This window comes from Bradyrhizobium sp. th-b2, assembly GCF_000426785.1.
In the GTDB taxonomy this organism is placed as follows: Bacteria; Pseudomonadota; Alphaproteobacteria; order Rhizobiales; family Xanthobacteraceae; genus Bradyrhizobium; species Bradyrhizobium septentrionale.
This window is the reverse complement of record NZ_AUGA01000060.1, coordinates 22,867-41,612: the sequence shown is the minus strand read 5'-3', so window position 1 is coordinate 41,612 and position 18,746 is coordinate 22,867. Positions and strand designations below refer to the sequence as shown.

The following is an 18,746-nucleotide window of genomic DNA, read 5'->3' as shown; positions in this document are numbered from 1 at the left end:
ATATGCGCTGCCAAGAGAATGGCATCGAACATCGGCTGACCAAGATCAAGCATCCCTGGACCAATGGGCAGGTCGAGCGCATGAACCGCACGATCAAGGAAGCGACCGTCCAACGCTATCATTACGATCGACACGATCAGCTCGAAGCACACCTTGCTGACTTCATTAACGCATACAACTACGCTCGGCGGCTGAAGACCCTGAAGGGCCTCACGCCCTACGAATATATCTGCAAAGCCTGGACAAAGGAGCCCGAACGATTCACCCTCAATCCGCTCCAGCAAATGCCGGGACTAAACACCTAGTGCGCAATTGCGCACGGGAGCCGGGACCCATGACCACCGATTTTGGTTGTCGTAGCGATCGTGGCCGCAGCGTCGCGCAACAATTGCCATTTGGGGTAATGGGTCCTGGCTCCCGTGCGCAATTGCGCACTAGGCCAGGACGACGATGAGGATGGTTCTCGATTCAACCTGTCAAACCGCGCGGTGTCATCGCCCGGCTTGACCGGGCGATCCAGTATTCCAGAAACAGTTGTGCTTGAGTGGATGGGCCACGGCGTACTGGATCGCCCGGTCGAGCCGGGCGATGACAGTGTGAGTGGGGATACAGCTTCGCGTTCTCACGACATGAATTGCCCGAGTCTTGCTCTTCGTTCCGCCCTCTCGTTGAGCAGAGGGCGCAGGGAAAGCCGGGTGCCGATCGCACCCATGGGCCCCGAGCAAAGGTAGAAAGCTCGGGGGTAGGACCACAGGTGTAACCGGAGCAATCCGGCTTTCCCTGCGCGATGGGTTACGGCTTATTTCGTGCTCTCCCCGGCGAGACTGGGCTTGTTTGTCACCGCCTTCGCAGAAACGCGTTCGCGTTTCGCAAGGGGACACCGGCCACTAGGGCGTCAGGACCACACGGCCTGATGTCCAGCCCCTTCACCGCATGAAAAATGTGGGCTTTTCAATACCTTGGAAAACAGCAGGGACCGAGCGGGTGGCTCAGGCCCCGTTTAGGCCCCAGCACAGATCAGTTTGAAGGCTGAGCCGATCTGGGGCGCCTTGGCCTCCGCCGCCGCGATGCGCCGCCCTGTTCAGCTGGAATCAGCACCGCCAGCTTCTGAAAGCGAGCGCGCTAACGTGCCTGACGGCATCGCCTCGGTGCGGCCACCCTTCCTAAATTTACCTTGCGCGGTAATTCTAGCCGCTGGAGCGCCGCGCGGTGCCTTCGGCACCTTGCCGATCTCTTCTCCGATCGGCACACTCCGCGCGCAGGCGTATCTCGCAGGCCTATCGCTCCGCTTCGATGTTGTGCGTCTTAGCAGCGGAACGAACAAGCGAAGCGCCGATCTCGCTGACGCACGAGGCGCTAAAAACGCGCTGCTCGTTCTCTTATCTGAAAACAACTTCCATCGAGCCCAACTGGCCTCGCTTGGCCTTATCTGTTTGCTTGCACAAAATTGGCCGCAGCGAGATGCTTGCGTGAGGCGGTGCAGTACGCCGCATGATGCCAGAGGATAACGACGATGGCACGCTCCCGCGAAGCAAACAGCAAGAAGTACGCAGCTGTGCCGAGGCTCAGTTACAGCGTTGATGAATTTTGCACCGCGATGAACATCAGCCGGTCCTTGTACGAAAAAATGAAGCGAGCCGGTTGGAATCCGCGCGAGATGCGGATCGGCAAGGCCGTGCGGATCAGCAAGGAGGCCGCCGCGCGGTGGATCATCGAGCGCGAGGGCATGAGCAGGCCGGACGCTGCCTGAACAAACGGGAGACCCCAGAGGCCACGGCCCCTTGGGGCAGAACTACTTCATCGGCGGGCATGCCGGAGATCAACGCGCGGTCCTGTCAACGGGAGACACCGAACAGGTACTGCCAACGCTTTCGCCCCTTGCGTCTATTGCGACGGCTTGAAGCGCTGAACAGCGGCGTTGCTCCCATGCCCAACATCATCCCTTTTTCCACATATCCAAACAAAAGGCCCCGGAGGGGAATCCGGGGCCCTGAACTGTTCTGACCGTTGGCGCGGTCAGACCGAGCAAGCCAGAACCCTCCGTCTATGCCGCGCCCCTGAAAATTTCAAGTGGGACAGGCGCACGCCGATGACCGATCCGCGCGACGACATCGCCCGACAGATGGAGCCCATCGCGCGCAGGCTGCTCGGCGAGCCAAACGAAGCGCTGTCGTCGGAAGGCGAACTGCGGTTTGGCAACCACGGATCGATGGCTATCAATTTGCAAACAGGCTGCTGGTTCGATCACGAGCGCGGTGTCGGCGGCGGCGTGCTCGCCCTAATCAAGGATGTCACTGGCGTCGATGGCCGCACCTGGATCGAGCGCAACGGCTTTGAGGCTGAGCGTGCCGCGCCGCGCAAGGCGAACGGAAGGCAGCGAGCGCCGCTCGGTAAGATCGTCGCTACCTATCCGTACCGTGACGCCAACGGCGAGCTGCTGTTCGAGGTGCTGCGCTATTCGCCTAAAAATTTTCGCCAGCGTCGTCCCGATCGGAACAGCCCCGGCAAGTGGATATGGGATGTCGAGGGCGTGCCGCGTGTGCCCTACCGCCTGCCCGAACTTAACGAGCAGATCGAGCTAGGGCGCAGGGTCGTCATTGTCGAGGGCGAGAAAGATGCTGATCGGCTCTGGGGCCTCGGCGTCCCGGCCACATGCAATGCCGGTGGCGCTGGCAAGTGGCACGATGACCTGACCGCGTTTTTTGTGGGTGCTCATGTCGTCGTCGTTGGCGATCACGATCCGCAGAAGCGACACCAGAAGACCGGCGACCTGATGTTTCATGAGGACGGCTCGGCGATCTTCGCCGGACAGGATCATGCGCAGGCGGTGGCGCGCGCGCTGTCAGGAGTAGCGCGGGTCCGCGTGCTGGATCTTTCCAAACATTGGCCCGATATCCCGCCGAAAGCCGACATCAGCGATTGGCTGGCGCTCGGGCATTCGCGCGAAGACCTCGACAGACTGCTCGATCAGGCCGAGGATCATCGGCAGGCCAAGGTACTTGGCGAGTGGGATGCGGGCACCGATAAGCAATATCTCCCGCCGCCGCGCGGCTGGCTGCTGGGCACCGCCTTCTGTCGCAAATTCATTTCATCCATCGTCGCACCCGGGGGCGTCGGCAAGAGCGCGCTGCGCCTCGCACAGTTGATCTCGCTCGCCATCGGTCGCCCGCTTACAGGCGAGCATGTCTTCCAGCGCTGCCGCGTGTTGATCGTCAGTTTAGAGGACGATGCCGATGAGTTGCGCCGCAGGTTGCGCGCAGCCTGTCTGCATCATGGTGTGGCACAGCCCGAACTGGAGGGCTGGCTGTTTCTGGCATCACCCGGAGCCGATGGCGGTAAGTTGATGGTGCCCGATCAGCACGGCAGGCCCGTGGTCGGCGCGCTGGCGGGAAAGCTGGCCGCCACAATCATGGATCGCAAGATCGATATCTGCTGCATCGATCCGTTCGTGAAGAGCCACAGCGTCGAAGAAAATTCCAATTCGATGATCGACAAGGTGGTGCAGATACTTTCCGACATGGCAGGGGCCCTTAACTGCGCCATCGATCTGCCGCACCACACCGCAAAGGGGCAGGCCGATCCCGGCAACCCGGATCGTGGTCGTGGCGCGTCTTCGATGCGGGACGCTGGCAGGCTGGTTTACACCCTGACGCCGATGACGCCTGAAGAGGCGCAGGCCCTCGGGGTGAGCGAGGCCGAGCGCCGCAGCCTGATCAGACTCGACAGCGCCAAGGTCAACATCATGCCACCGATGACAGCGGCAAAATGGTTCCGACTGGTTGGTGTCGAGATCGGCAACGAGACGGACGGCTATCCGAGCGGCGACAACGTCCAGACGGTCGAGGCGTGGTCGCCACCGGGGCTGTTCGCCGACATCAGCGTCCCGGTCCTGAACGCCATCCTCGACGACATCGAGGCGGGCCTGCCAGACGGGAACCGATATAGCGATGCACCCAATGTCACCGACCGCGCCGCCTGGCGCGTGATCGATAGGCACTGCGGCAAGGGTGAAGGTCCAGCCCGGCAGATCATCAAGATGTGGGTCGGCGCCGGCCTTTTGATCCAACATTCCTATGAAAACCCGACCACCCGGAAGCCCGTCAAAGGTCTTCGGGTGGATGCCGTAAAGAGGCCGTCATGAGGGCTGCGCCGTTGACCCGGTTTCAATGGCGCATCAAGGGCGCAAGCGGTCTGCGCCGTTGTTACCGGAGCGCCTATAGTAAAAACCAATGGCACATTGGGTGCGCCATTATGGTTTTTCTAACGGCGCTCCAATGGCGCAGCATCGGCCAAAACCACGCTAGGACGGAACCCAAGGAATCGCGCCAACGGAGCCGGTATCATGGCGCACGGGCTGCACGCGGTACTGGGGGGACGATGCCGACCGCAGGCGGCCGGTCATGAACCGGGCCGATCCCCGCGCCCTTGAGGCCTATGGCGGTTTGATCGAAGGCGTCCATATCGCGGGCTACACCTTCGAGCGCGCCTGCGGCAAGCTGGAATGGCTGCTGGAGCAGGATCGCTGGCGCGGCGTCGGGAATGGCTTCGATGACGTCAACGCCTTCATGGCTTCTGTCAGGCTCGACAATTTGAAAGCGGTCGCCGAGCAGCGCAAGCGAGTCGCACTGCGGATCAAGCAGCTGCAGCCGAAGGTCTCGAACCGCGCCATCGCCAAGTCTCTGGGCGTTAACCGCAGCACAGTGGATCGCGACACTGGCGCAAATGCGCCACCGACTACAAGGAAGGCCAGCAATATCAACGGCGGCCAGACGCGAGCTGGCGCAAATGCGCCACCTGTCCTGACCGGCGCGGTAGCTGCGCGAACCGTCGAGGCCAAGGAAAGCAAAGAAGAGCGGCAGGCCGAGAAGCTGGAAGCGCGCGTGCAACGCGAGGCCGCGCTCGGATCGAAGCAGCTGGCGCTGCCTGACAAAAACTATGGCGTGATCGTCGCTGACCCGGAATGGCAATTCGAGTTCTATTCGCCGCGCGGCTCGCTCAACTCTTCGCCGGACAACCATTATCCGACATCGCCGCTCGCCGCGATCAAGGCGCGCGATGTGCCGAGCATTGCGGCGGACGATAGCGTGCTTTTCCTCTCGGCCACGGTGCCAATGCTGCCGCGGACGCTGGAGGTCATGGCGGCGTGGGGGGCTTCGCGTATGTAAGCAACTTCGCCTGGATGAAGGACAAGGCGGGCACTGGCTACTGGAATCGGAATCAGCACGAGCTGCTGCTCGTCGGCAGAAAGGGCGACATCCCGGCGCCGGCACCGGGGATGCAATGGGAATTCGGTGATCGAGGCTCCGGTCAGCGACCATTCGGCGAAGCCCGAGCATGATCGAAAGCTATTTCCCGACGCTGCCGAAGATCGAGCTGAACCGGCGCGGCCCTGAGCGAGCTGGATGGGATGCATGGGGCAACGAGGCGGAGGGTGCCGCACATTTTGAAGCCGACTGAAGATGCACAAGCGCACACCACCGGGTCGTAGCAGTTCTCCGGGTGCCGCACGCGCCCGCAACTTTCGGGCTCGGCAGCGCGCCGGATACAAAATGCTGCATGTCTTGGTGGACGAGCGCCGGTTCGCTGCGGCCCTGCGCGCGAGAGATCAGTTGGAAAGCGCTGCCCCAACCAAAGACATCGAGACGGCAGCCAGTGAAGTGCTGTCCAGTTTCTGTGACCGCTGGCTCGGAAAGAAACCGTGCGCGTGACGATCCAGAGCCTAGTTGCGGGCTTATAGTTGTCACATGCAGACCACAAGAGCACTTGTTCCAGAGGATTTGCAGAACTCACATCATGAGCGCCGCAGCTGGCATCGCGCCATCACCGCCAGCGCGCTCGCGACTTTGCAACGCTCCGATCCTGCTGACATCCTAAGAGCTGCCTGGCCCAGAGATGATCAAGCAGCCCTGATCCTGCGCGCCGCACAGAGCCCAACCAGCACAGAGGACTTCCCTGCCTTCGACAAAACGGGCCTATTCCAAAGTCTCAGCCCATCAAGCGCGGCGGTCGCGTTGTTCGAGCGCGGGCTGAAGCTGGACTTGAGGGGCGTCAACACCATCAGCATCCCGAATATCGCCACCTGGGAGCCGCAACCGATCTTCGTTACTGAGGGAGGAGCAGGACCGAACGTGCAGTGGGGGCTGGGCAGCACCACCGTTGGACCGACCCGAAAAATATTAATCATGGCAGCGACGACCGCCGAACTGGAAAATGCCACTCCCGAGGCGGCATCCGCCATCATTGGTCGGCTTCTCGCCGACGCATCGAACAAGTCCATCGATACAGTCGCCTTTGGCACAGCGGCGGCTGATGACGCGCAACCAGCAGGATTGTTGCATGGCGTTGCACCGCTTGCAGCCGTCGCCGCCGGTCCGGATGCAATGGCTGAAGACCTCGGCGGTCTGATCGGCGCTATCGGCACGTCGGGGATCGATTCCTTCGGAGCCGTATTCGTCTGCTCGCCGCGTGAGGCGACGGTCATCAAGACCAAGGTTGGCCCGAAGTTCGATCATCCGGTTCTCTCGACGCTGGGGCTGCCAGCAAAGACCGTTGCCTGTTTCGCGCTCCCTGCGGTCGCATCAGGCTATCAGGACGCACCCCAGATCGAGACCAGCAGGACCGCGACCGTTCACTTTGAAGATGACAGCCCAGTGGACATTGTTGGATCAGGCGGTGCAGTAGCGCTGCCAACCAAGACCGCCTTCCAGACCGATCTGATCTCGATCCGAGTGCGCGCCCGCGCGGCATGGGCCGTCACGCCGGGCGGAGCGCAGGTCATCAACAACGTTAATTGGTGAACGTCATGACCGACAAACACCGCGAGACCGACTGGTCTGCCTGGAACAACTGGTGCGACTCACGGATCGACGCCAGACGCAGCTTTGATCGCGCAGTGCTCGTCGAATTGATCGCCGAATTGAAGGCCATGATCCAGGATCAAGACGAGAAGTTGAATAGACAAGCCGAGAACATTCGCAGCCTTGAACTCAAACTGGTGGAATTGGTGGGCGCGAACGACGTGCGGTCAGCTGAGGACCATGAAACCAGCGTCAGGCTGGCAGAACACCAAATCGCGATTGCCGAACTGCGCCGCTTGGCAAATGCAGAGCAGGCCAAGGTGATCGACCTGCCGGACGCGGTGCAGCGGCCCGGGCTGAACTAAAAAACGCTGTAGCGTCACGAGACACCGGGGGTGTTTATGCAGCGGCGGCACCGCTTATCCGCCCGCCAGATCCGTTCCGGCCGGTGAATTGAGGGCGACTTCTAGCGCCCGCTTCTCGATACTGTCTGCTTTGGATTTCAATGCCTTCACTCGTTTCCGCGCGTCAAACCAAAGGGAGCCAAGTATCAGCGGCGCTGGCAGAAAGGAGCCCGCTATTGCGAAAACGGCAAACCACTCGAAGCCATCCAATATTTGATCATCGGCTTTGAATGCAATGACAATGAGGAATGCGGCCAATATGACCGCTACGGCTGAGTTGAGTGCGACGCACCATCGGTATTCCCGGAAAAATTCAATCTTGAAGAGTCCATATCTACTTTCAACCCAGTTCAGCTCCTCTTCAAGGTCGCGGCAGGGCCGTTCTGCTTCTGGTAAGCTGAATAACCTCTTTATTCGAGCGATACGGCGTTCAAGCGGAGCAACGCCCAGCTCTCCGTAAAGCTGAAGAACGGCAGTCCCGACGTGCAAGCCAACCCCTAGTTGCACAATACTGGAAAGGTCGCCATACTTCATAAATTGACTTTACCCCGTAACGCGCGATTCGTGGCATATAACCCTAATATTCTCCAAGAAGCTCTTCGTGCGCGGCGGCTGACTCCCGCCAAGCTGTCGGAGCGGCTGGGCATGGACCCCACCGAGCTGGCTCGGGAGCTGCGTCGTGACCCAGAGCCGAAGCGAGACCTCCTTCGGTCGGTTGCGCGCGAACTGGTTTTACCAGCATTCGCGTTCTACATGCAGCGGCTCCCCGCCCTAGAGGAGTCCATTCCGGATTTTCGCTCGCTCATCCCCGAGCCAGGTCCGAAATCGCGGGAAACGGTTGAAGCAATCAAACTCGCTGAAGGCATTCAGAAGTCGCTAATCCAGTTTGAAGCTTCCGCCGTAACTGGTCTGCCCGCGTTCACGGCCGAAACGGACGAAGACATCGACCGTTTTGCGCTCAAGGCCCGCGCTCACTTTTCCATAACGCTTGAGGATCAGCAGGAAACCCGAGACGCGAGGACATTCTACGTCCTAGTGCGCAGGAAGATCGAAGAAAAGGGTGTCGTGGTTCTGCAGGACTCGTTTCCGCGCGAGGATGGCAGCGGGTTCTGTCTGGCGCACCGTACTCACCCTCTAATCCTGATAAATACCAAGCAGCAGACCCGGGCGCGCCGACTATTCACGCTCGCGCACGAACTTGCTCACGTACTTATGGGAATGTCCGGCATCTCTGACCCGTTTGTCAGAAGAAATGCGATAGAGCGGCGCTGCAATCGTTTCGCTGGCAGCTTTCTAGTTCCGCAGGCTTACGTCCCCAGTCTACTTGGCGTGCCTGTCACACGTGATCCTGACTTGGATGATGTGAGGTGGGCGGCTCGCAAGCTTAAGGTGAGTCAAGAAGCAACCGTCCTGCGTTTAGAGCAGCTCAAGATTTATAAAAATGGCAGCCACAGTAAGTGGCTCGCATTGGTCCACAACGACAATCCGGACTATTCCGAAAAGGGAGGCGGAGGCAAACAACCGCCTGCCCAAGAGAAGGTAAAGCTGGCAAAATATGGGTTCACGTTTGCCAGAGCCTTCAGGCAATTTTTGGAGCATGGGATCATTAGCGAAATTGATCTCTATCGCGCCTCTGGACTGAAGCCGAAATACCAAAAATCCTACTTTGAGTACGTGAACTCGCTATCCGCTAACGAGCTCCGTAATTTGGAGCTGGATGATGGCTAAGAAGCCGGACTCCGATTGTTCATGTGTGATTGACACAAGCGGGCTGCACGAACTGGCGAATGCCACCGGCAATCTGAAGGCAGCGCTGATTGCACGTCTCGAGGACGGCACGATTGGTGTGCCTAGCTGGGCTTTGCAAGAACTCAGGGACCTTTACGAGGACGATGCAGACGAACTCGCCCCGTACATTGTTAAAAAAATCCAGTTGAGCACGCATGTGGAAGTGCGGGCCGCGCGCATTACGGAAGAGTTGAACTTGGGGTTTTCGCGAGGAGCGTACGACAATCACGTTGAACTCCACACCGCATCGGTAGCGCTGAACAAAGGATACACCGTCCTTACATCCGCGAACAACCTCGCTGCTTACGATGGGATGGATTGCGCCGTTATGGATCTCGCAGATTGGGTGGAAAATGCCGCATAAGTCGGATCGGGATCAGGTGGGAGACCTCCGACGCCCGCAATGTTAGAGCGCTTTGAGCTGCACTATGCACGCGAACTTTACCTGCAGTTTTTGGTCCTCTGATGGTCCGAACGACGATCATAATACGCTGCTGCACGATCCTCCTTTTCGGTCCAACGCGCGACAATTTTGAGCCAGCCGGATAACGGTCGCTGGAGCGCTGCGCCCGCAGCTCTCCAATAGGCGCGGTTCCCGAGGGGTAGGATATTTGGTCAGACTCAACTACTGTAGCGTGTGGTCGCTTTTATGACGTTTGCTGCTTGCGCGGCGGAGCTACATTTCATGCAGAAGAACATTGTCGTCTATTCCGACGGCACGGGTCAGGACGGGGGCGTTCGCCCTGAGCAACGCATCAGCAACGTTTACAAGCTGTATAGGTCGTCCCGCGTGCATCCGGACAACCCGATCAACCCTATCGAACAGGTTTGCTTTTATGACCCTGGTCTAGGAACGGATAGCGGCGCAGGCGGGCTTACCGGCATCATGCGCAAAATTGACAAGCTGCTGCAGTCGGTGACCGGTCGCGGCATCACCAAGAACATGGCCGACTGCTACGAGTTCATCATTAATCACTACCAGGAAGGTGACAGGGTTTACCTGATCGGCTTTAGTCGTGGCGCGTACACTGTCCGCTGCCTTGCCAACACGCTCATGCTGTGTGGCATTCCGACAAAGGCGGAGAACGGACCGCTGCTGCGCTACCGCAAGCAGGTTCACGATATCGCTAGGGAAGCAGTTGAAACCGTCTATGAGCATGGCGCTGGACATGCGCGTGCCGACTATGAGACCGAGCGTGACGAACAGGCCCGAAGATTTCGCGCGAAGTATGGCTCGAATTTTGTCGGTGAGGATACCGACAAGGATCGGTCAAATGCGGCGGCGTACTTTGTTGGCGTCTTTGACACTGTCGCCGCGCTCGGCGCCAGCGGCATGCGCAGGTTCTTGATTCAAGCGGGCCTGACACTTCTCTTCACCGGCGTCGCCACCGTAGCGTCTGCTGTACTCGCGGTCGTGCCGTCGCTAATCGCAGACTACTATCTTGGCTTCGGCTTCTGGTGGTCAGAACTTGCGATAAGTGCTGCTCTGGTCGTGCTGTTGGTTCTTTGGTTTCTGCACAGGCAGCGCGCGCAATACACGAAGACAATCTACGATTACCCCAAGAAGGGCGAAAACCGCTCCCATCAAGCCGAATGGAAGTCGGGGAACTTCGACCGCCTCCTGTCGAGGTATGTCGGCACGGCCCGTTCCGCCAACGCCATCGACGAGAGGCGGAAGGATTTTGACCGCGTCACTTGGGGCCAAGCAGACAGCACGCACTTGTCGCAAGCGTGGTTTGCGGGCAACCACTCCGACGTCGGTGGCAGCTATCCGGAGACGGAGTCTCGGCTTTCTGATATTTCGCTGCAGTGGATGCTGGAAGAGATCCTTGCGCTAGAACATCCGATCAAGTTCGGACCGGTAACGGTCAACGATGAAGCCGTGGCCGGTACAAGCACAACAGGCACACCTCTGCATCTCTACCCTGATGCAACGAGCATGCAGCACAGCGAGATTGCGGGTACGAGAGACGCAATTGATGCATTTAGAGAGCGGTTGCCCCGCATCCTTCGAGGCCTTCTGGCTAACGCCAACTATGAGATTATCAAGCGATCCATTCTACCTCAAGCGAAGATTCATCCGACGGTGAAGGAGCGGTTTGCGCTGGAAACGATTATTGATTGCGCAAGCGACAAAGTCGGCGAATACCGCCCGGAAGCACTTCGTGAACACGATGACTTCAAACAGTTTTACATTGTCTCACCGGCTTCGGATGCGCCGCCCGGCAGAAGCGAAGAACCGGGACCTCCAGCTGCATCCAGCCCGGCACCCTCGGCCTAACCTGCCGCCTCGACTGCGTAAAGATGCGCACGCAGTACGCTTGTCTGGAGAAGATGCAAAGTGAAATACGATGCCGTCACATTAGACACCAACATATTTGACCAGAAGCACTTGAATCTTGAGCGCGGCATTCTTGCGCAGTTTAAACAATTCGCCGAAGGCTCTGCAACATTCGTTCTGTCTGAAGTTGTGCTGAGGGAAGTTTTCCGACACCTGCAATCTGACGCCGATCTCGCGAAACAACAGCTAGAAACCGCTATACGTCAAAGTGCACTTGCACGGCTTTTCGACGCGAAAACGCTAGCGTCGCTAAAAACGCTCGTCGGCGGTGGCCTCGACGCATCCGACGCGGCGAACCGTAGTCTCAGGAACTGGACTGGGCTCACCGGCTGCGAGATCGTTCGCGCGTCAGGCGCGAACATCGAACGCTTAATCGAAATGTACTTTGCTCCAGAGGTGCCTTTTGAGGCGGGCAGAAAGCACGAATTTCCGGACGCAATCGCGCTTATCACACTTGAAGATTGGGCGAAGACCAACGGCAAAAAGCTGCTCGCGATTACGCGCGACAAGGGCTGGATTTCCTTTTGTGGAAAGTCCGAATGGATTGACGCAGAGCAAGATGTTTCAAGTGCGCTGCAGCGCTTCCAGGCCCACACGGAAAGCGCCCGCCGGTTAGTTGCATCCCTGCTTAGCTCAATAGCTGCGGGCGGTCGACAAGACTTTAAAAACGAATTGGACCAACGGCTGGGTAGAGAAATCGCAGAAATCGAACCGGAGATCGAGGCATATTCGGACGACTTTTACTGGAGCGTCGTTGATTTTGATGTCCGACTGAAGGACATCAGCCCCCTTACGTCTGCCGACTCCTTCAAAATCATACAAACACAAAAGGATGGTTTTGTTGCTCAGATAACCGTCGAGACTACCGCTCGAGTGAACGCGGAGTTCAATTACTTTGCTGACGCAGCTCATGACCGCAAGATCGGTGAGAGCCGTGAGAGCATTGCGGCGGAGTTTCGCGCCGATGTTCTCGTAAGCATACGAGGGGACGCCGTCGATGACTGCACGTTGGCCGATGTTGAATTGGTCAACGCCCCCGTTGAACTGGACTTTGGTGACATTGGCCCGGACTATTCAGGCTATGAGGAATGACGATCCGGTCAACCGCGCCGCCGGAGCGAAGACAGCTTCTGTAGCAGACCTCGTGCGATGAACTACTTGTGCCCGCATCAGCGGACATCGGCCTCTTGTTGGTTTCCTTAACAAAGTGCGCGCCTGCTGAGCGCACTTTTTATCATCAGGCTCTCAAAAGTGCGCGGATGGCTGCAGCGGTTTGAGGCTATCTCCGCTATGTGGTGGGGGCAACTCGGTTTGACGCATGTAGCGCGGCTCCGGCCAGCCGGGCGGGACATTTGGGCGGGGGGGATGGTCGCCGTTTGTAGACGGGCACCGTTCCCGAGCGCTGGCGGCGCTGCCGAATGAACGGCTGCACATTGTCAATTTGCCTCAAGAACAATTTTCCATCAACACCCTGTGAGGCCGGTGACATGCGCGCATCCGCCTTGCGACTCACCGATAAACGTCGCTGATGGGATGGCTCTCCGCCTGCAGCGCCAGCCGCATCACTCCCAGTGACATCCAGGCCCGTCGGGGTGAGTGCGACGGCATCGACGCAGAACGCGCCAAGGGCTAAATCGCGCTTTGTTGCCGCTCATGGTAGACCTTAAGGGGGAGACCATGGGGGCATTGATGATCTACAGTCGTAAACTAGGCGACGAGGAGTTCCTTTGGCGTAAGACGATGAACCGCCATTTTCGAGCCCTCTGGGACAATGCAGGCTATGGAAATAAAGAACATCCTGGCCGAAAGTACGGGAGTGCTGCAGTTGTCCGACCACCGAGCGCCGAGTGGTTTCGCGCTTACCACCTTTGCCCGTCCGAGTACGCGATCAGCAACATCGTTTTCAGCAGGCTTAAGGTCGGACAAATTTCTGATCTGAATGATCCGTTCGAGCTGCTTGCATACCAGAAGGGAGGAAAGCATCAGACCTTCCTCGACTACCGGAAGGAATTTGACCATTCATCGGGACTGCTTTGTTTCAGTGAAGATTGGACCGACCCCGTCTTATGGAGCCACTACGCAGCCAAACACAGTGGTATGTGTCTTGGTTTTGATATTGATCGAAGCCTAGTACTTAGAAAGGTTAGCTACAGAACCGAACGCCTAGGCCGCCGAGTAGGCTCATTGCCAGCGGAAAGCCCCTTGCCAGTGGAAATAGATCAAGAATTGGCAGGATTGCTCATGACAACAAAATTCAGCAGTTGGAGCTACGAGCGGGAGTGGCGAGTGATCTTGTCTCTTCAAGATACTATCGAAGAGAAAAGTCTTCGGTTTTATCCAGTTGGAAAACTTATTCGTCTCGCCGAAGTGATCATCGGCGACACCTGCAGCATACCATGGGAGCAGGTCCGCGCGGTCGTCAAAAAGCATCATCCTGATGCAAGCGTAATCAGGGCACGGCTCGCCGACCTTTCCTTTAACGTCGTGCCCCGCGAGGAAACAGTTGCATACGTCGCGCCTTAGTCGTTGCGCTAAGGAGTCTTGCCTTCTGCGCCGGCGCACAACGTCTGCAGCAAGTGGTGACTTGCTGATTACATCCTACGAACAAGGCTTTTGATCCAGATCATCGCATTTTCGATGGCCCAATTCGTCTGATGCTCAGTGAGGCTCGGCATAGGTGCCGCGCCGGGACCGTGTCCAAATGGATTGCGGACTTTCGCAAAGAAATGGTGGAGCGCCTCCAATTCCCACACCTCGATCAGCTCCGCGCCTCTAAGATTGTTGATGTAGTTGGCTGCGCCTTTCTCTTTGCCCGTGGTAAGCTGCTTTTCGCCTGAGATTATCTTAATTGTGCTCTCCAACGAACGGGCTGCATAAAAGGCCGGGTCACGACCGCCAGTATCGCGCAAATCAATCGCCTCTTTCATGTCGTGATCGACGTTGTGCCACTTCGGGTCCGCCACTAGTCTCCAGAACGGATTTTCAATCTCTTGCGCAACCGTATCGTCCTGAGAGATTTGGATAAAGCCATTGTGGTAATGCAATTTGCATTCAGCCTGGCGAAGCCGGGAATTTAGCTCCGCCACGGCCTCGCCAAAGTCCTTGTTGATTTTGTCGTTTGCCGCTCAAAGACCATCAACACGGCTCCCTGGAACGCGAGGCTTTCCGCTACGTGAGGCGCGCGAGTCGTAGAAAATGTCCACTTGCCTAATAGCGGATGGTAAGTTGGCGTTATGGGTGGCGACGCGCTCCTCAATAAGTCGAAAAGCAAGTTCAATGAAACTCATTCGCTCCTTAAAAAATCTGTCTGCGGATTCGCCTCCATCGAAATCGGCCAAGAACCACGTTTTGCAAACATCATTCATCCCCCACGATCCATGATAGTGGTGCGGTTGGCCGTTCCATGTCCCCATGAAGTTGTAGGTCAGTGGCGAAAGGGACGTTCGCCCCAATTCCATTGACAGCCTGCTTTGAACGTCCGACCAGAGGGTCTTGTTGCCGTCGTTGAACGGACATAGCTGTTCCGAGAACAATCGGTACGCCTGAACCAACAGCCGTCGCTCGGTGTCTGTGAACATGGTCCAAAGCGTCGTCAGCTTGTAACGCTCTGCAAAAATATCTGTCAGCATTGGTTTTACTACCGCAATGCCCGTTGCGAATCGGGAGCCTACACGGTGGCACAATGCAGGGTAGCGTTGAGGCGATTAGGACGCTTGTCCCGGTTATTCACAGGCGTGGCCGGTGCCAGCGCTCGGTTGCGGGCTATAAACACGCGGGCGAAGCTATGATTTAGAGGGGTTGTGATTTTCAATAAGCTGGCGGGAGACAACTTTCGCCGGGTCACGCTCTCGGTACTGCTTTGCGAAGTCCTCGTCCGTCATTTCCACATCGCCGTAATCGACGTAGTCGAGATGAGTCCAGCTCCCGTCGGGCAGCCGCTCCATTCCGTACAGGTATCCTACAAACCCGCTGCGCGGCACAATGTACGCGCGGACGAACGGATTGTGCTCATGCGCCTTCTTTATAAATTGAGCGCCCGGCGTGCCTTCGATGAACCATGGCTGATTGCCGAAGTACCCGAACTGTTTGGAGATGATGGCATTGAGCCGCTGCAAGGCTGAGAGGGCGTCTGCGCGCAAGGTCTGATAAGTCTCCGGACTGAAATGAATAGAGCGATTGCGAAGTTCGCCGAGAGCAAGAAAGTCCGGTCTGACACCATCCGCCAATGCGCGCCAGTCCGATAAGACCGAAGTCGCGAACTCCCAGTTATCAAACGAATCCTTGCGGTAGACCTTCTTGTAGTGTTCGGATGACTTGAAGAAATCACGCAGGTCGAGCACCAGATGGTTCAAGATGCGCTCACCTAATGCGCAGGCAGCAACGAGGGCGGGATAGTACGCCTCAGCTACAAAGGCTCGACGCGCCTGTTCGTGCAGCGGATTATGATACGACAGCATAGACATCGACTTCGGTCCCAGATCGACCGTATTCCTTACGACTTCCGCGATGCGCAAGGTGCCGTACCGTAGCTTCAAATGCTCAATCGCCCGCTCGCGGCTCTCCGAATGCTGCTGCTTTACTTGCTCGTCCCAGTGCTCTCCGGGATCATCGAGGCTCATTGGGGTCGAATCGAAGTCGAATGAAAAAGGATGATAACGGCGGGCCTGGCGGTCAGACAGATTGGGATGACCCGCGTCGTAGACGCCACGGGGAAGGTCGGCGATTGTTGTTCGCATCGGCGACCGAACTAAGTCCAGCCGCCAGAACGAGGCGGAAGCTGCCTATTAAACTTCCTCGCTTCGTCTGAATCGAAGCGCAGTCTCGTCTTGCAATCGGGACACATTAGATGTGCTGCATCGGAGCGTTGCAAGATTTTCTTTTTGCGATCTTCGTAGCAATTCGGACAGATGTAATGGGACGGGAGGTTGCCGGCAGCGGGGGGCTTGCGCAAATAGGCGAAGGTGTCGGCGCTGATGGTCACAAGTTGGTAGTTTTCCTTTTCAACGTCCCATCTGTCAAAATCAGCCACCGTCTTTTCGAGTTGACCGACTTTTTCCAAGAGCGCTGTCTGTTCCTCTCGCGCGGCCAGTATCTTTTCTTGAAGTTCAATGACCGCCGCATTTCGGATGGTGGCGTCGTTGATGTCCTTGAGCGCTTTTGTCATATCAAGCGCAGCTTTGAGTGCGCTTAAGCCGCCGAGAGTTTCGGCTACAACCATGTCGACCCCCTCGAGTTTCAACAATTGACGGAGTGAAACATATCCGCGCCAAGGGAAATCTACTATGGCGCAAGCAAAAATGGCACGTTTATACACTGACCTAACACTCGGGCGATTGCCGATTGATTTTATTCGACAATTCCCGCTATTGACTTTCCCGCAAGGCGAGAATGTACGACGCCAAAGAGCCCGCCTCGATCTGGAGCGGGCTCTCTGCTGCTAAGATCAGGCACTTAGCGGCGGCTTACGAGTTGAGTGGTGGCAGCTTGTTAAAGGCACGGCGGGAGGCAGTGCTCTCGTATTCGTCTCGCTGGGACTGTTCTTTGACGGTTGCGACATGGCGCTGCGCCGCTTCAATCGAACCGTCTAAGCCATCGGACAGCAAGACGGTATGCAGCGCCTCTTGAAGGTCGGCCAGCTTCAGCACAGCGATGCTGGAGAAGCCAGTCACGGCGGCGATTTCACGCATGATATGCATGGCCATGAACTCGTCGTAAGCGACGGCCCCCTCGACGTTGGAGTCCGGGGTTGCGCAAATGAGCTTGCGATAGGTTTCGCCGCGCGCGATCAGGCTATGATGCAGTGCTCGAACGCCAGTGACGGCTTCGTCGGTGGTCGCCATAGTAGTTGCTCCTCTCTTGGCAATTATTTCCTTGCGTCATGCTGCCAGCCGCGGCCCAGCATCAGCGGCTTCCATGGGTTCGGCGACAATGCGCCTGATCTCATTAGCCAGTTTCTGAAGGGCCTCGCGCTTTTCGCCGATGCGCGGGTCCTGATCGTAGACCTTGCCGGTGATCGCCGAGACATCCCCGTGCTCGTCCTTCGCGACGGTATGGTCGAGGCATAGCGAGATGATCGAGCGCGGGATTCCGATGCTGCCCATCAGGCTGGCGGCGGTGCGGCGCAGATCATGGGGCGTGAAAGGTTTGATGCCGAGCAGTTCGCAAAGCCCGATGGACCGCACGACCACCTTGCCGTTCCGCTTGGTCTTGTTGCCCCGCAGCGCGCAGGCCATCGCCTTGCGGTTCAAAGGCTCGTCCTGCCAGCGGCCCGCGAACAGCCACGGATAATTGCCCATGGCTTCCTTGGCGATCTCGACCGCCAGATCGGACAGCGGCTGATGAATTTCCCGGCCCGCCTTGACGCGCTCCTCGGAGATCACCACCAGCGGCGCGGCGCTGTTCAGATCGCCCTGCAGTTCATCGCGATGGATGTGCAGCAGCTCGACCGACCGCAGCATGCTGACCAGCGCGAACTTGATCGCGAGGCAGATGCGGCGATCCGTGGTGATGTCGGGCCGGTCTAGCCCATGCCAGAGCACCTTGATCTCGTCAGGGCTCAGCTTGCGCTTGCGCGGCTCCTCGGGGGGCAACAGGGGCAGGTTCACGCAGGGCGATGCGCAGACATAGTCGCGGCCAGCTTCAGCCGCCCAGTTGAAGAGCCCCGATACAGCCTTGCGCATATGCCGGGCGCTGGAGACCGATGCTTTCAGCGGCTTGCCGTATAGGATCAGCTTGCCTGCGAGGATGTCGGCCTGCAGCTGCGCGATGTCGTGCTTTGTGACATCACCTGCGACCATCCTGCCGAGGCGCGGGCGCACGAATCGGTTCAGATGGCGGCTTTGTTCTTCCCAGCTCTTCATGCGCGGGGCTTTTTTGATGACCACGCCATGCTCAGTGTGGCGGCGCGTCTGGACCTCCTCGCTGATCCAAGCGATGCGCTTGTCGATGATCTCGCCAACCGTGATGCCTGCCTGCTTGGCTTGCCGACTGCGGACCTGCCGGGCTGTCTGCGCTACATCCTCGCCATTGGCGATCCTTAGCTTCAGCTTCCACGCTTCCTTCCGCCAGAACGCCAGGTCATGCTCGGGCATTTGGTAGACGCCCAGGCGATGCGTGCCGCGCCTCTTGGTGATCGGGCAGGTATATTTCAGGGAGAAGGTCGGCGGCGCTGTCGGGCTCAGGCTGACGTAGAAGCCAGCGCAAGAGGCGTCATAGATCTTGCGGCGCTGCTTGACCTGCGCGCGGCAGTTTTTCTCGGTGATGTTGGGCATGGGGTGCTCTCAGGCGGATCGGGGCGGATACCGCGCTGGGGCCTTGCCCCAGCAGCGACGGTTCAGCGAAGCCCCCAGCGGCCTTGATGGAAAAGCGTATTACCAAAAGAGCCTAGTTTTAAAGGGTTTTCATAGGCTCGATGGA

At 58.1% G+C, this 18,746-nt stretch carries 20 protein-coding genes; 13 read left to right on the top strand and 7 right to left on the bottom strand.

Going from position 1 to position 18,746, the window contains the following annotated elements:
- The 8 genes from K359_RS54460 to K359_RS0139120 all read left to right on the top strand — a co-directional run.
- Nucleotides 1-305 (top strand): integrase core domain-containing protein (locus K359_RS54460; RefSeq protein ID WP_035977886.1); only part of this gene is annotated, 305 nt, incomplete at its 5' end.
- A 1,208-nt stretch (nt 306-1,513) separates the two neighbouring features.
- Nucleotides 1,514-1,750: a hypothetical protein gene (locus tag K359_RS62050; RefSeq protein ID WP_156928909.1), complete on the top strand. Its 237-nt coding sequence runs from the start codon at nt 1,514-1,516 to the stop codon at nt 1,748-1,750.
- Between the two features lie 339 nt (nt 1,751-2,089).
- Nucleotides 2,090-4,141, top strand: a complete 2,052-nt coding sequence (locus K359_RS0139140) for an AAA family ATPase (RefSeq protein ID WP_029084109.1) — start codon at nt 2,090-2,092, stop codon at nt 4,139-4,141.
- A gap of 259 nt (nt 4,142-4,400) precedes the next feature.
- The gene (locus K359_RS57665) at nt 4,401-5,165 is read left to right on the top strand and encodes a hypothetical protein (RefSeq protein ID WP_051346656.1); all 765 of its coding nucleotides are present in this window, start codon (nt 4,401-4,403) and stop codon (nt 5,163-5,165) included.
- Nucleotides 5,166-5,334: 169 nt separating this feature from the next.
- On the top strand, nt 5,335-5,457 hold the full coding sequence (locus K359_RS65940) for a hypothetical protein (protein ID WP_256375199.1): 123 nt from the start codon (nt 5,335-5,337) through the stop codon (nt 5,455-5,457).
- A 92-nt stretch (nt 5,458-5,549) separates the two neighbouring features.
- Complete coding sequence (locus K359_RS62045; protein ID WP_156928908.1) at nt 5,550-5,708, top strand: hypothetical protein; 159 nt, start codon at nt 5,550-5,552, stop codon at nt 5,706-5,708.
- Between the two features lie 36 nt (nt 5,709-5,744).
- Nucleotides 5,745-6,797 carry a hypothetical protein gene (locus K359_RS62040; RefSeq protein ID WP_156928907.1) on the top strand — a complete coding sequence of 351 codons (1,053 nt, stop codon included), beginning with the start codon at nt 5,745-5,747 and terminating at the stop codon, nt 6,795-6,797.
- Between the two features lie 5 nt (nt 6,798-6,802).
- The gene (locus tag K359_RS0139120) at nt 6,803-7,162 is read left to right on the top strand and encodes a hypothetical protein (protein ID WP_029084106.1); all 360 of its coding nucleotides are present in this window, start codon (nt 6,803-6,805) and stop codon (nt 7,160-7,162) included.
- A 54-nt stretch (nt 7,163-7,216) separates the two neighbouring features.
- Here K359_RS0139120 and K359_RS0139115 read toward each other — a convergent pair whose 3' ends face one another.
- Nucleotides 7,217-7,735 carry a hypothetical protein gene (locus K359_RS0139115; RefSeq protein WP_029084105.1) on the bottom strand — a complete coding sequence of 173 codons (519 nt, stop codon included), beginning with the start codon at nt 7,733-7,735 and terminating at the stop codon, nt 7,217-7,219.
- A 111-nt stretch (nt 7,736-7,846) separates the two neighbouring features.
- On the opposite strand from K359_RS0139115, the gene K359_RS0139110 reads away from it, so the two are divergent.
- The 5 genes from K359_RS0139110 (at nt 7,847) to K359_RS57660 (ending at nt 13,853) form a co-directional block, all read left to right on the top strand.
- On the top strand, nt 7,847-8,929 hold the full coding sequence (locus K359_RS0139110) for an ImmA/IrrE family metallo-endopeptidase (RefSeq protein ID WP_156928906.1): 1,083 nt from the start codon (nt 7,847-7,849) through the stop codon (nt 8,927-8,929).
- Nucleotides 8,922-9,353 carry a hypothetical protein gene (locus K359_RS0139105; RefSeq protein ID WP_156928905.1) on the top strand — a complete coding sequence of 144 codons (432 nt, stop codon included), beginning with the start codon at nt 8,922-8,924 and terminating at the stop codon, nt 9,351-9,353. Before K359_RS0139110 ends, K359_RS0139105 begins: the two co-directional genes overlap by 8 nt.
- Nucleotides 9,354-9,674: 321 nt before the next feature.
- Entirely contained in the window at nt 9,675-11,270 is a 1,596-nt protein-coding gene (locus tag K359_RS0139100) for a DUF2235 domain-containing protein (RefSeq protein WP_029084102.1), read from the top strand.
- Nucleotides 11,271-11,330: 60 nt separating this feature from the next.
- Nucleotides 11,331-12,422, top strand: coding sequence for a PIN domain-containing protein (locus K359_RS0139095; protein ID WP_029084101.1), 1,092 nt, complete (start codon nt 11,331-11,333; stop codon nt 12,420-12,422).
- Between the two features lie 597 nt (nt 12,423-13,019).
- Nucleotides 13,020-13,853: a DUF2971 domain-containing protein gene (locus tag K359_RS57660; protein ID WP_165128699.1), complete on the top strand. Its 834-nt coding sequence runs from the start codon at nt 13,020-13,022 to the stop codon at nt 13,851-13,853.
- A 68-nt stretch (nt 13,854-13,921) separates the two neighbouring features.
- Here K359_RS57660 and K359_RS66355 read toward each other — a convergent pair whose 3' ends face one another.
- The 6 genes from K359_RS66355 to K359_RS54435 form a co-directional block, all read right to left on the bottom strand.
- A complete protein-coding gene (locus K359_RS66355) occupies nt 13,922-14,416 on the bottom strand; it encodes a hypothetical protein (RefSeq protein WP_371261242.1) in 495 nt (164 codons plus the stop codon).
- Between the two features lie 39 nt (nt 14,417-14,455).
- A complete protein-coding gene (locus K359_RS66350) occupies nt 14,456-14,959 on the bottom strand; it encodes a hypothetical protein (RefSeq protein WP_334262044.1) in 504 nt (167 codons plus the stop codon).
- 153 nt (nt 14,960-15,112) lie between these two features.
- A complete protein-coding gene (locus K359_RS54440) occupies nt 15,113-16,066 on the bottom strand; it encodes a hypothetical protein (protein ID WP_156928904.1) in 954 nt (317 codons plus the stop codon).
- 11 nt (nt 16,067-16,077) lie between these two features.
- Nucleotides 16,078-16,548, bottom strand: coding sequence for a hypothetical protein (locus K359_RS0139075; protein WP_156928903.1), 471 nt, complete (start codon nt 16,546-16,548; stop codon nt 16,078-16,080).
- A gap of 244 nt (nt 16,549-16,792) precedes the next feature.
- Entirely contained in the window at nt 16,793-17,170 is a 378-nt protein-coding gene (locus K359_RS0139070; RefSeq protein ID WP_029084099.1) for a hypothetical protein, read from the bottom strand.
- Nucleotides 17,171-17,206: 36 nt separating this feature from the next.
- Complete coding sequence (locus K359_RS54435; RefSeq protein WP_051346653.1) at nt 17,207-18,601, bottom strand: tyrosine-type recombinase/integrase; 1,395 nt, start codon at nt 18,599-18,601, stop codon at nt 17,207-17,209.
- Nucleotides 18,602-18,746 lie beyond the last annotated feature (145 nt).

Bases quoted from the DNA above. Each gene is read 5' to 3' on its own strand.
- K359_RS0139100 (WP_029084102.1), top strand. From the start codon at position 9,675: ATGCAGAAGAACATTGTCGTCTATTCCGACGGCACGGGTCAGGACGGG.
- K359_RS0139075 (WP_156928903.1), bottom strand. From the start codon at position 16,548: ATGGTTGTAGCCGAAACTCTCGGCGGCTTAAGCGCACTCAAAGCTGCG.
- K359_RS54435 (WP_051346653.1), bottom strand. From the start codon at position 18,601: ATGCCCAACATCACCGAGAAAAACTGCCGCGCGCAGGTCAAGCAGCGC.
- K359_RS65940 (WP_256375199.1), top strand. From the start codon at position 5,335: ATGATCGAAAGCTATTTCCCGACGCTGCCGAAGATCGAGCTGAACCGG.
- K359_RS0139120 (WP_029084106.1), top strand. From the start codon at position 6,803: ATGACCGACAAACACCGCGAGACCGACTGGTCTGCCTGGAACAACTGG.
- K359_RS54440 (WP_156928904.1), bottom strand. From the start codon at position 16,066: ATGCGAACAACAATCGCCGACCTTCCCCGTGGCGTCTACGACGCGGGT.
- K359_RS0139105 (WP_156928905.1), top strand. From the start codon at position 8,922: ATGGCTAAGAAGCCGGACTCCGATTGTTCATGTGTGATTGACACAAGC.
- K359_RS0139070 (WP_029084099.1), bottom strand. From the start codon at position 17,170: ATGGCGACCACCGACGAAGCCGTCACTGGCGTTCGAGCACTGCATCAT.
- K359_RS0139115 (WP_029084105.1), bottom strand. From the start codon at position 7,735: ATGAAGTATGGCGACCTTTCCAGTATTGTGCAACTAGGGGTTGGCTTG.
- K359_RS57660 (WP_165128699.1), top strand. From the start codon at position 13,020: ATGATCTACAGTCGTAAACTAGGCGACGAGGAGTTCCTTTGGCGTAAG.
- K359_RS0139110 (WP_156928906.1), top strand. From the start codon at position 7,847: ATGGACCCCACCGAGCTGGCTCGGGAGCTGCGTCGTGACCCAGAGCCG.
- K359_RS66350 (WP_334262044.1), bottom strand. From the start codon at position 14,959: ATGCTGACAGATATTTTTGCAGAGCGTTACAAGCTGACGACGCTTTGG.
- K359_RS57665 (WP_051346656.1), top strand. From the start codon at position 4,401: ATGAACCGGGCCGATCCCCGCGCCCTTGAGGCCTATGGCGGTTTGATC.
- K359_RS62040 (WP_156928907.1), top strand. From the start codon at position 5,745: ATGCAGACCACAAGAGCACTTGTTCCAGAGGATTTGCAGAACTCACAT.
- K359_RS0139140 (WP_029084109.1), top strand. From the start codon at position 2,090: ATGACCGATCCGCGCGACGACATCGCCCGACAGATGGAGCCCATCGCG.
- K359_RS62050 (WP_156928909.1), top strand. From the start codon at position 1,514: ATGGCACGCTCCCGCGAAGCAAACAGCAAGAAGTACGCAGCTGTGCCG.
- K359_RS62045 (WP_156928908.1), top strand. From the start codon at position 5,550: ATGCTGCATGTCTTGGTGGACGAGCGCCGGTTCGCTGCGGCCCTGCGC.